Origin of the sequence: Hallella absiana, from assembly GCF_025457485.1 — a bacterium.
GTDB classification, from domain to species: Bacteria; Bacteroidota; Bacteroidia; order Bacteroidales; family Bacteroidaceae; genus Prevotella; species Prevotella absiana.
This window is the reverse complement of sequence record NZ_JAMXSP010000006.1, coordinates 98,334-110,889: the sequence shown is the minus strand read 5'-3', so window position 1 is coordinate 110,889 and position 12,556 is coordinate 98,334. Positions and strand designations below refer to the sequence as shown.

General features: G+C 54.5%; 5 protein-coding genes. 1 reads left to right on the top strand and 4 read right to left on the bottom strand.

Annotation, left to right across the window (positions count from 1 at the left end):
- The first annotated feature begins 246 nt into the window (after positions 1-246).
- Positions 247-4,272 carry a two-component regulator propeller domain-containing protein gene (locus NG346_RS04670; RefSeq protein WP_262279229.1) on the top strand — a complete coding sequence of 1,342 codons (4,026 nt, stop codon included), beginning with the start codon at positions 247-249 and terminating at the stop codon, positions 4,270-4,272.
- 465 nt (positions 4,273-4,737) lie between these two features.
- Here NG346_RS04670 and NG346_RS04665 read toward each other — a convergent pair whose 3' ends face one another.
- The 4 genes from NG346_RS04665 to NG346_RS04650 form a co-directional block, all read right to left on the bottom strand.
- Complete coding sequence (locus tag NG346_RS04665; RefSeq protein WP_262279228.1) at positions 4,738-5,763, bottom strand: PrsW family intramembrane metalloprotease; 1,026 nt, start codon at positions 5,761-5,763, stop codon at positions 4,738-4,740.
- An 85-nt stretch (positions 5,764-5,848) separates the two neighbouring features.
- Positions 5,849-7,144, bottom strand: coding sequence for an O-acetylhomoserine aminocarboxypropyltransferase/cysteine synthase family protein (locus NG346_RS04660; protein WP_262279227.1), 1,296 nt, complete (start codon positions 7,142-7,144; stop codon positions 5,849-5,851).
- Between the two features lie 250 nt (positions 7,145-7,394).
- Positions 7,395-8,975, bottom strand: a complete 1,581-nt coding sequence (locus tag NG346_RS04655; protein WP_262279226.1) for a SusD/RagB family nutrient-binding outer membrane lipoprotein — start codon at positions 8,973-8,975, stop codon at positions 7,395-7,397.
- A gap of 17 nt (positions 8,976-8,992) precedes the next feature.
- On the bottom strand, positions 8,993-12,259 hold the full coding sequence (locus NG346_RS04650; RefSeq protein ID WP_262279225.1) for a SusC/RagA family TonB-linked outer membrane protein: 3,267 nt from the start codon (positions 12,257-12,259) through the stop codon (positions 8,993-8,995).
- Positions 12,260-12,556: the final 297 nt, after the last annotated feature.

Here is a 12,556-nt window from a genome sequence, read left to right as displayed (position 1 = left end):
ATACTACTTTGTTATTAGTCTCATAGAGTTTTGAAAATCGTTTCACAGTGTAACATTTACTTTGTGATACGTTTTTTCAGGCACTTTTTCGTGATAAAGCTATAGGGACTCACCATTTTTTACTATCTTTGTAACTATAAAACGAGGGGACGCGGCAGTTCCTACGTACATCCCGTACTCCGGCGTGTCGTACCTCTCAGAACCTGAATAACAAACAACTTGTTATCGACACAGATTAAAATCATCATGCGGAACCTTAAACAGACTCTTCTTTTCCTTATCCTATTACTGACTTCCGCCGTCGCGGAGGCTCAGACCGGAAAGCTCTACAACACCGAGAACGGCTTGTCGAGCAGTTTTGCCAATCAGGTGTTCCAAGACAGTCGTGGCTTCATCTGGATTGCTACGCGCAATGGCTTGAATCTTTTCGACGGCTATCACTTTGTTGTGATCAACCGCGACAATGCCGGAGCACGTGGTTTCGACAGTAACTATATTAATAAGGTGGAGCAGGACCGTCAGGGCAACATCCTTTTGGGCTCGAACAAAGGACTGTTGAGCTTCGACGGACAGCAGTTTCACGCATACAAAATCTACAACGATCAGCATAAGATCATCAAGACCTACGTCAACGACATCGTCGTGCGGCACAATGGTCAGGTGCTCATCGGTACGTCGGGCTACGGCATCCTTCAGCCCACGGGTAAGGCAGGGGACTATGTTTGCCGTCCGGTGAAAGGTGCTGTCAGCAAGTTGAAATACATCCGTCGGATGGCAGAGGACCGGCTGGGGCGTCTGTGGATCAACACCGAGGACGGGCACCTGTTGTGTCAGGATGCTCAGGGCCGGCTGACACAGCGGTTTCCGATGGGCGGCAATCAGTCTGTGTCGTCCATTGCCTGCGACGCTCAGGGCAACGTCTATGCCGGTACTACGGACGACGGTGTCTATTTCTCGCGCGGCGGTGTGGCTCCGTTCACGCAGATCAGCGCGTTGGGCAAGCTCTCGGTGTCGTGTGTCTTTGTCGCACCCTCGGGCAAAGTGTATGTAGGTTGCGACGGTTATGGCCTGTATTCCTATCAGCCTTCCATCGGCCTCGTGGTCAACAACCCGTTCTATTCCAACCGTATCGACCTCACCACGGGCAAAGTCAACTCCATCATCCAGGACCGGCAGGGTAACGTGTGGATGACAATGCTACAGAAAGGACTCTACATGCAGCCCTCGCTCGCCTTTGACTTTGGCTATGTCGGCTACCGGGCTGGCAACACCAACCCCATCGGCGGCAACTGTGTCACGCGTGTGCTCTTCGGCGAGGGCGGCACGATGTGGGTGGGAACTGACCGCGACGGCCTCTATCTTCTCGATGCCATGGGCAAGCAACTCCGGCACTATGCCTTCCCCAATACTGTTGAGGCGCTTTGTCTCGACAATCGCCACAGAGTCTGGATCGGCAGTTATCTCGAAGGCTGTGGCTATCTCGAAGGTGGCAACTACCATCCCGTGGACCTCGGACAAGGGGTGAGTGTCTTCGACATCAAATGCGACGCAAAGGGAAACATCTGGCTGGCAACACTTGGCAACGGCCTCGTGATGATCCGGCCTGACGGTACCCGGCGTCACTGTACGATGGCAAAAGGTGCCGACAACAACCTGAAAGTAAATAGCCTGCCCAACAACTTTCTCTTCAAGCTGGCTTTCTCACGCGACGGCAGCCGCCTCTTCGTGGCCAACTCGGTGGGCTTGGCCTGCCTCGACCTCAAGCGCGACAGTTGGGTGAGTACCTTCGGCGTGAACAGTGTCGACCAGGGATCGTTTGCCCACAGCCTCTATGTCGACAGCCGCGACCGCGTGTGGGTGGGCAGCAACGACGTGCTCTACTGCCACGACAAGGATCACTGGCGCAAGCCGCTCGTCTATACCGTACGGCAGGGACTGCCCGACAACAGCGTGGCCTTCATGCAGGAGGACCGTCAGGGACGGCTGTGGCTCGGTACGCTCCACGGCCTCTGCTGCATGGACATGCGCACGGGAAAGACCCAAAGCTTCTTTGTCGGCAATGGCCTGCAAAGCAATGAGTTCAGCGACGGTGCTGTCTCGCTCTCGACCGACGGACGTATGCTCGTCGGCGGACCGGGCGGCATCAACGTCTTCGACCCTTCGCGCATCGGCCGCACACCGTGGAAAGGCGTAGTGCAAATCTCACGCTTCATCGTAGGCAATGAGCCTGTGGCACCGGGAATGAAGTCGGGATGGTTTACCATCACCGAGAAGCCCTGCTACGATTCCCATCTCTTCTCCCTGGCACAGGACGACAACAGCTTCTCATTGGAGCTGACGACACTCACATATAATAATGTGGAGCAGGTGACCTACGCCTACAGCATCAACGACGAGGGATGGAAGACGTTGGCACAGGGACAGAATGTACTGTCCTTCGCCCATCTGCCTGCCGGTAAATATCAGTTCCGCATCAAAGCACTCTACAACGGGCAGTCGTCGTCCGTAGAGGAATTCACAGTCGAGATCCGTCCGGCGTGGTACGCTTCCTGGCCTGCCAAGTTCGTCTATCTGGTCTTGCTGGTCTGGGCCTTCTATGCTTATCTTGCCTATCGCAAGCGTAAGGAGCAGGAGCACCTCACCCTCCAGGAGCATATTCATGCCGAGGAGATGGGCGAGGCCAAGCTGCGCTTCTTCGTCAACATCAGCCACGACATCCGCACCCCGCTCACGCTGATCATCACACCGCTGCTCTCGCTCATCAAGACCGACCGCGACCCGCAGCGACAAAACACCTACTCGCTCATGCGCCGCAATGCAGAGCGTATCCTTCACCTCGTCAACCAAATGATGGACCTCCGCAAGATCGACAAGGGAAAGATGGTCATGCACATGCAGAAAACCAATATGGTCAGCTTTATCGACGACGAAGTCCAGCTCTTCCAGCAGCAGGCCAACATCAAGAAGATACACTTCGCCTTCCACCACGACAGCGATATGCTCCCCGTGTGGGTGGACCGCGACAACTTCGACAAGGTGATCATGAACCTGCTCTCCAACGCCTTTAAGTTTACGCCGACGGGTGGCGATGTAAATATCAGCCTGACACATACCGAGGCCGAGGCCATTATCACCGTGCGCGACACGGGCTGCGGTATTCCGAAAGATAAACTCGAGACGATCTTCCAGCGCTTCTATCAGAGTCCTACCAGCATGGGAGAGCGCAACACGGGTACGGGTATTGGTCTCGACCTCACCCGTTCGCTCGTGGAACTCCACTATGGCACGATCACCGCGCGCAACAACAGCGACGGGCCGGGCTCCTGTTTCATCGTCACCCTGCCCTTGGGCAACAGCCATCTCAAGCCCGAGGAGATGCTCGCCGACGACGGCAGCATGGCTGCAACGCAGCACGATAACAGTGAGGCCGACAAGCAGCTGGCTCAGGAACTCAAGGACATGGAGGCTGACCCACTCGTGCACCCGATAGCCTCACGCGACGACAATAGCAAGCCTACGATAGCCATCGTGGAGGACGACGACGAGATCGCCAGCTATCTGCAGACCGAGCTGAGCAATGAATACAACGTCCGCTACTATCCCAACGGCAAGGTGGCGCTCGCTGAAATCCTTAAGGACATGCCGAACCTGGTCATCAGCGACGTGATGATGCCTGAGATGGACGGCATCACGCTCTGCACAAAGCTCAAGTCAAACATCAACACCAACCACCTGCCCGTCATCCTGCTCACCGCCAAGAGCCGTGACGAGGACCGCATGGAGGGCTTGGAGACCGGTGCCGACGCTTATGTGGTGAAGCCGTTCAACATGGATATCCTGCGCCGCACCATCGCCAACCTCCTCGCCGTGCGCCGTACGCTGAAGAACAAGTTCACCGGCCAGGAGGACCAGGCTGACAGGGTCACCAAGGTAGACGTGCAGACACCCGACGACAAGTTCATGCAGCGCATCATGGATGTCATCAACGACAATCTCAGCAACTCTGACCTTGGCGTCGACGACATCGCGGATCGTGTGGGCATCAGCCGTGTGCACCTCTATAGAAAGATGAAGGAGCTCACCAACCAGACACCGCACAACTTCATCAAGAATCTGCGACTGAAGCAAGCTGCCCGCCTGCTCGAGGATCCGAAGCAGAGCATCACCGAGGTGATGTACGCCTGCGGCTTCTCCAACTCGGCCAGCTTCTCCACGATGTTCAAGAATATGTACGGCATGTCGCCGCGGGATTATCAGCGCTCGAGAATATAATCTCGTTTACTATATCCCAAAACATATATACATGATTATGCAAAGTCAACGGGAAGAAAGAGAAATACAAAACAAAGCAGCAACATTTATGTCGTCTGTTGCTTGCTTTTAGCCCTAAAAGATTCGCTTCTTATAACTTTATGTCACTGCCCACATCTTACCTTAATACAGATTGCTGTTTGTTGATGAAAAATGCATATTAGTTGAAAAATAGAATAATTCTGCACAAAACATTTGGGCAAATGAGATAAAATCTATACCTTTGCATGTGTAAAGAAATATATATCGTTCGTTAGTTACAACAGCTTTTTTATTCAACTATCCAGACCATCCTTTTCGTGAGAAAGGGATGGTTTTTTCTATGTATGTAGGCCAGCCTGCTCCTTCTCCTTTTCATATAACATATCAGCGAACACAATGTCATTGATATACCTATGATTTTCTTAACATAGGATATGTGCGAGCCTACCCTCTGAGTCTCTCTCTCAGCGCATTACTTCTTCTGAGATAAGCCATGAGAAGGAAGACGCTCAGGAAGGCGATGACCAGAGAGACGAGATAGAAGTTGCCGGCAAACAGGTCGTAGAGGCCGTGGAGCGTAGCGGGTATGGCCAGCGCCAGCACATAGAGCGATTTGCGATACTGTGGATAGAGTCCGGCCATGCCCACGAAGTAACCGCAGATACCTGCCCACACGGCATGGAGAAAAGGCAGAGACGTCAGTCGGGCGATGTTCAGCACAAAAGCCGTGGTGTAGTCGGCACGGATGTTGATCGACGTCTGATACTGCACGCCCTCGAAAACGCCGAAGGCTATACCCGCCATAAGACCATAGAACACCATCGTCTGCGGTAGCTGCGGCTCGCGAGCCCGTCGCTCCAAGACGAGCAGAGGGATCATCTTGGCGAACTCCTCGGTCAGTCCGATGCCGAGGATATAGCCTAAGATGCTCAGCGGGAAGGGCGCCGAGGTGAAGGCGTAGAAGAAATTCAACTCGTTGAGTCCCGAGAAGATGACGAATACGCCGAGCTGTGTGAGGAAGAATGTGGAGACGGCCTTGCTCTTGCTGATCTGTCGCGTGCGGAAGAAATAGGCGAAGAACAGTCCCCAAACGGTGGCGAAATAGAGGCTCACGGCATAGAAGACGAGATAACCGCCGATGGGCAACAACATGATAATGGACAGCGACAGCCCAACGATGGCAAGGATGAGCAACCGCTTGTCCTCCATGATATGGTGCCGCTCCATGTCGTCCTTGGGAAAGATAAACGCGTGCCCGATATATCTGAGCTGCTCCATGAGTGAGCCGCGGTTGCGCACACGCGGGCGGATGCCGCGCACGGCGAGCAGCTCCTCTACCGTGCCCTCGACCCCAGACTCCGCGTCGCGTGCCCGGTCGTTGAGCAGCAACCGTCCCTCTTCTACGTATCTTGCAATATCAGGCGCCTCGTAGGGTCCGTATTCATGTTGGTTCCTAATGATATAAATCATAACGCTCCCGTTCTAAAGATCTGCTAAATCTTATAGCTAACTTCAATCTTACTGATTGCGTATCGCCGCAATATGTCTCAGAGACTTATTTTCCGACACCAATCTGGTCCAGAGCCTGCTTGATGTCGTCGAGGATGTCGTCCACATCCTCGATTCCCACAGACAGACGGATGAGATCCGGGGCGATGCCGGCGGCCTTGAGTTGCTCGTCGGTCAGCTGGCGGTGGGTGTGACTGGCTGGATGCAGCACACAGCTGCGGGCGTCGGCCACGTGCGTGACAATGTTGATCATCTGCAGCGAGTCCATGAACTTCACGGCAGTGTCGCGGTCTCCCTTCAAGCCGAAGGCGATCACACCGCAACTGCCTTTAGGCATGTATTTCATGGCACGCTCGTGATAGCGGTCGTCTTTCAGTCCGGAGTAGTGCACCCAAGCCACGCGCGGGTCGTCATGCAGGAACTCTGCCACGGCCTGCGCGTTTTTGCAGTGCTGGGCCATGCGCAGGTGCAGCGTCTGTAGGCCGAGGTTCAAAATGAAAGAGTTCATCGGCGCCGGTATGCTGCCCAGGTCGCGCATGAGTTGAGCCACAAGCTTGGTGGTATATCCCATCTTGCCGAAGGCCTTGACATAGGTGAGCCCGTGGTAGCTCTCATCGGGTGTGCAGAGTCCCGGGAACTTCTCGGCATGTGCCATCCAGTCGAAGTTGCCGCTGTCCACCACAGCGCCACCGACCTGCGAAGCCGTTCCATCCATATATTTCGTGGTGGAGTGCGTCACGATGTCTGCGCCCCACTCAAAGGGACGGCAGTTGACCGGTGTGGCGAAAGTGTTGTCGACAATCAGAGGCACGCCGTTGCGGTGGGCCACACGAGCGAACTTCTCGATGTCGAGCACGGCGCAGTCAGGGTTGGAAATCGTTTCGCCGAAAAGTAACTTAGTGTTGGGACGGAAGGCAGCCTGCAGTTCTTCCTCCGAGGCATCGGGATTGACAAAGGTGCACTCGATGCCGAGTTTCTTCATCGTCACGCCAAAGAGGTTGAACGTGCCGCCATAGATCTCGTTGGAGGCCACAATGTGATCGCCGGCCTCACAGATGTTGAACACGGCATAGAAGTTTGCCGCCTGTCCGCTCGAAGTGAGCACGCAGCCCACGCCGCCTTCGAGCTGTGCGATTTTCTGCGCCACCGCGTCGTTGGTGGGGTTCTGCAGTCGTGTATAGAAGTATCCCTCTTTCTTCAAGTCAAACAACTGTGCCATCTCATTGGAGTCGTCGTACTTGAAGGTAGTGCTTTGGATGATAGGCACCTCAATAGGTTCACCGTTTTTGGGTTGGTAGCCACCTTGCACGCAGAGGGTTGCCGTCTTTAAGTTCTTTTTCATCGTGTCGTTTCTTTATGTCGATTAGAAGATAATTTGTTCCAATTCTTTTAATTTCAACCACAAAAGTACAAAAAAACTTAGAAATCAAAGCTCTTGCAAGCATAAATTACTGTCTTAGGGCGACAAAAAGAGCATAAGAAGCAAAGAGGCGACGAAGAATCACTCCCCGTCGCCCCCTGAATAGCCTTTCTATTCAAACAAGTTTGTATAACAGTATAACATTGCGTCTCAATAGCCGCGTTTTCAAAAGTTATTTATTGGCCGGATGGTCATAGCTGCTCTTGCGCACGTCCCAATACATCTTCGTGTAGTAGTTGTTCGTGCCGTCGGAGAGCTTGGCGACTGCCTCCTTGAAGTTCGTACCGTTGAGCGTACTCTCGTTGGTGGGGTACTTCACGCGTTCGATGATGTCGCCCTTGGTGTCGGACAGCGGTGTGAACTTCACAGGCTGATCCTTATAGATGCAAGCGATCTCGCCCGGACGCATGAGCTGTTCAGGATAGCCGGTGCGACGAATCTCCGTCCATGCCTCCGTGCCATTGGTGAAGAGGTCGAGGTATTTCTGGATAGCGCAGCTCTCGGCATCAACCTTCTTCGACACGGCGGCGACATAAGCATCCTCGTCGGCGGCGCTCAGCGTCTTGCCCGCCAGAGCGTACCAGTATGCGAGGCTGGCGCGCACGCCGTCCTCATAGTCCTGACGGTCATAACCGTTGTACTCACAGAGGATGAACTTCAGCTCAGCGTAGGTCATCAGTGGCACGCTGTAGGTTGGAGTCAGTGCCAGCGGCTGGCCGCTTTTCCAGTCGGGTGAGGAAGCGCGGAACTTGTCCTGGATGCCGGTGGGCGTGACAAACGGCATGCCCGTGTACTCGCCGTCGCCGTTAGGACAGGTGTAGATGCTCAGGCGCGGATCGACCGTTCCCGGCCACGGATGCGTCTTGTGGTTGAGCTCGTCGGCCTCGCCCTTGAGCAGGTAGAGCAGCGGACGGGCGATGGAGAAGTCGTTGCGGCCCTCGACATAGAAGCCCTCGTAGAACTGGCAGTAGTCCGACCCGGAAGCGGAATAGGTGAACTTTGCCGCGTCGTCGTTGCTCTGCATCACGCCGCTCTCCACGGCCTCCCGGATATAAGTCTTCCAGTTGGGATCCACCTTGGACAGATGGATGGCGAGGCGGCACTTGAGCGAGTTGCCGAAACGCTTCCATTTCTCTGCTTTGCCGCCGAAGATGACATCACCGGAGGAGAAGGCTGGCTGGCTGACGTCGATGGTGTTGACGGCGTCGGTGAGCTCCTTGATCATCTCGGTATAGATGTCCTTCTGCGAGTCATAGACCGCGTAGAGCATGCCCTCGCTCTCAAGTTTACCGGCCTGAGAGTACGGCACGTTGCCCCATGTGTCGGTGATGACATCCATGAGCCACACCTTCATGATCTTGGCAGCGGCAATCTGGTTGGCATTGGCGCCGTAGGCCGAGTTGGTGGCTTTGTACTTCTCGTCGGTGTTGAGGGTGATGACCTTGTCGAAGTTGGCCAGTCCCATGTAGAGATAGTTGAAATAGCTGTTGTTCACCGTCTCACGTATCTGGTAGCGGTCCTCCTCGGTGTAGTTGCGCTGCACCCACTGCTGACTGTAGGTCAGGCACTGGCGTCCGCTGAACCAGAGGTCGTAGATGTTGTCCATAGCCCACTTCTCGGCACCCTCCATGACCATGTTCGAGGGCACGTCAGCGGGCGAGTTGGGATTCTCGTTGACGCTGTCGATGTCGCTGCACGAAAAGGTTGTCAGGGCTACAGCCCCGATCGTCATATATCTGAGTATTTTGTTCATAGATTCATCCTCCGTAATTAGAATTTGACATTTACCGTAAAGCCATAGCTGGCCACCATCGGCGTGGCACCACCTTCGATACCTTGCACGTTGCCACTGCTGGTGACGATCATCTCCGGGTCGAAGTGCTTGCAGTCGGGTCCCCAAACGGCGAGGTTACGGCCGTAGGCACTCAGGCGCAGCCCCTTGACAAACCAGTTGGGGCGCATCTTGAAGGTATAGCCAATCGACACTTCACGCAGTTTGATATAGTCGCTGCGGAGCACGTTCTGTGCAGCCGGTCCCGTGTAGTAGTTCTCGTAGTAGTCGCGGGCACTGACCACCTTGGTGTTTTTCACCGGTTGGCCGTTGGCGTCGGTAGCCACTTTGTAAGATCCGTCGGCGTTCTTGATATAGTTGCCGTTGGCGTCTGTGGCAGCCACATAGCCGTCGGTGATCATACCCTTCTCACGCACGCCGTTGGCAGCGGTCTCCTCAAACATACCGGTGTAGCAGCCCCACAGACGGGTCGTGGAGAAATAGTGACCGCCATGCGAGAAGTCGAACTGAACGCTGGCGTCGAAGTTTTTCCAGCGGAAACTGTTGACCAGACCACCCGTGAAGTCAGGATAGATGCTGCCGATGTTGCGGTTGTCAGCCGTAGCCTTATAGAGTCCGGTCTCGGGATCTACGAGTTTGTGTCCGTACTCGTCATAGAGGTAGTCGGTGCCCTTGATGATGCCGTAGCCCTCACCTACCGAGGCTCCTACTTCCACCATGAAGGGGGCAGTGCCCAAGCGCAGGTAGTCGACACCGTCGGTGAGGCTCTTCACCTTGTTCTTATTGGAGGCGAGTGTCAGCGAGGCGTTCCATTCAAAGTCGTGTGTCTTGACCGGTGTGCCGTGGATAGCGAACTCGATACCGTGGTTCTGAATCTCACCGCTGTTGACAACTTTGTAGATATAGCCTGTCGTACCCGAGACAGACAGCGGAAGAATCTCGTCTTTTGTCGTCGTGGTGTAGTAGGTCAAATCGAAGCCGAGGCGCTCGTCGAGCATGCTGGCCTCCAGACCGAACTCCCATGAGTGGGTGCGCTCAGGCTTCAGGTCTTTGTTGTTGAGCGTGTTCTGCATACGGTAGCCCGGTGTGGAGGGGTCGATGTTGGTGTACTGCAAGAAGGTCTGCTCCACCTGATAGGGGTCGGTGTCGTTGCCCACCTCGGCATATCCGGCGCGCAGCTTACCATAGTTGAGCCAGGGCAGGTGCTTCTTGAGCAGTTCGGAGAACAGCCAGCTGGCGGTCACCGAAGGATAGGTATAGGTGTTGTTGCCGCTGGGCAGTGCCGAGCTCTTGTCGGTTCTGACGGTGCCCTCGAGGTAGAGCATGTTTTTCCAGCCGAGGGTGACATCGGCAAATACCGAGTTGATGGCCTTCTCCTGCTTGTAGTTGTAGGCATGAGGCGTGGAGATGGAGTTGGCAAGGTTGTAGAAGTCGGGAATAGCAAGTCCGCCGACGGTCTCGCCGTAGATGTACTCATAGTGGCGTTTCATGATGTTGGCACCGAGGTTGGCCGACACGCTGTAGTCGTCGTGGAAAGTCTGGTTGTACATCAGCATGAACTCATGGTTGATCTCGTACTGAGTGCGCGCCACCTCTCTGTATTTCGACAGCTCCTGGGAGTGCACGGCGTTGCGCTCATACTGCTTCATGGAGTAGTAGTCGAGGTTGGCCTTGTACTGTGCCTTGAGCTGTGGGAGGATCTGATAGCTGAAGCCTGCATTGCCGTAGACACGGTCGCGGGAGTCGTTCTCATAGTTTTTGTAGCGACTCCAGTAGGGGTTGTTATGGAACTGAATAGTAGGATCGTCAAAGCCACCCATGTTCCACGAGCCCTGTGTGCCGTCGGGTTGGATATAGAGTTCCTTGAGCTCGTTCATATTGAGCTGCCGCTGGCCCCACTGCGTGAACTTCACCATGATGTTGTTGTCGCCGTAACCAGTTTCCTGGCGTCCCTTGGTGCGGTTGTTGAAATAGTTGACCGTGGTGAAGACATTCAGTCGCTTGTCCTTGCTGGTGATGTTTCCGCTGACGTTGAAGATGTTTTTATACTGACTGCTGTTGGGCTCGTAGCCCTTGAGCGAGGAGTTGGTATAGGAGATGCGGTAGGCGCTGTTGTCGTAGACGTGCGAGATTGCCACATTATTCGTATAGCTGACACCGGTATTAAAGAAGTCGCGGACATCGCTTGTCGCCGGGCTCCATGCCGATGTGGTCGGGTCGCCCTGCTCGCCGCCGATGCGCCATTTGAGCAAGTCGTACCATGAAAGCACCTGACGCCCGTCGAGTTTCGGACCCCAGCTCTCGTCCATGCCGTAGTCAGGGATGGTGTAAGTCTTGCCGTTGATGGTCTGTGTGGAGAAGTCGTCGCCTTCGTCGCCGTGGGCATACTCGCCTGCGTAGCCATAGCCGCCACCATACTGGCTCTGGAGCTTTGGCAGTTTGGTGACACTCTCAAAGCCGATGGTAGAGGAGTATTCCACGCCGTAGCCAGCGTGCTGACGGGCGTGTTTGGTAGTGATCATCACCACGCCGTTGGAGGCGCGGCTGCCGTAGAGTGCCGAGGCGGCAGCTCCCTTCAATACAGAAACGCTCTCAATGTCGTCGGGGTTGATGTCCTGCACGAGGTTGCCGTAGTCGTAGCCCTCGGCACCTCGGGCTGTTTCCGAGCTGTTGTAGTCACGACCCTCGATGGGCACACCGTCGACGACGAAGAGCGGCTGGTTGTTGCCCGTGAGAGAGTTGGCGCCACGGATAAGCACCTTGGCACTACCGCCCATGCTACCTGCACCGGAGGAGATCTGTAGTCCGGCGATCTTTCCCTGCAAGGCGTTGACAGGGTTGCTCAGTCCGCCGCGGCTGAGGTTCAGGTCTTCGCCTTTCACCTCTGTGACGGCATAGCCGAGGGCTTTCTTCTGTCGCGACACGCCGAGGGCGGTGACCACCACGTCGTTGAGCGTAGTGTTGTCGGCTTCGAGATAGACGGTCTGGTTTTCCTTAGCCTTGACGGTCTTGGTTTTCAAGCCAAGGTAAGAGATGCGCAGCGTACTCCCCGCCGGGATGCTCATCTGGTAGTGTCCGTCGACATCGGTGACGGTTCCTGTCTTGGTTCCTACGACCAGTACCGAGGCGCCCACAACGGGATCGCCCTCAGCGGTGAGGATGGTGCCGCTGACTTTCGTCTGCGCCATCGCCATCGCTGTACTGAGTGCCATAGAGGCTAAAAGCATCGTGACTCTTTTTTCCATAAGCTCTCTCTAATTAATTAAGTTAACAATAATACGATTTGTTTTCTTTTTCTCTCTATTCCAGACAACAAGAGATTTTTAATTTTTTGCAAAGATAAGTAATTTTATCAAAACCGACAAGCAAAAACGACATAAATTTTCTTTTTCATGAGTTTTACTTATGTTTTTGACAGGCATTCGTTCGCTTGAACGACATTCCTCTATATATAATAGGTTATCCACGGCTTTCTGATATTAACATATCAACGATCTCAGAAACAAAAACGGGAGCAAGTCCACTCCCCGCGGCAGCGCTTT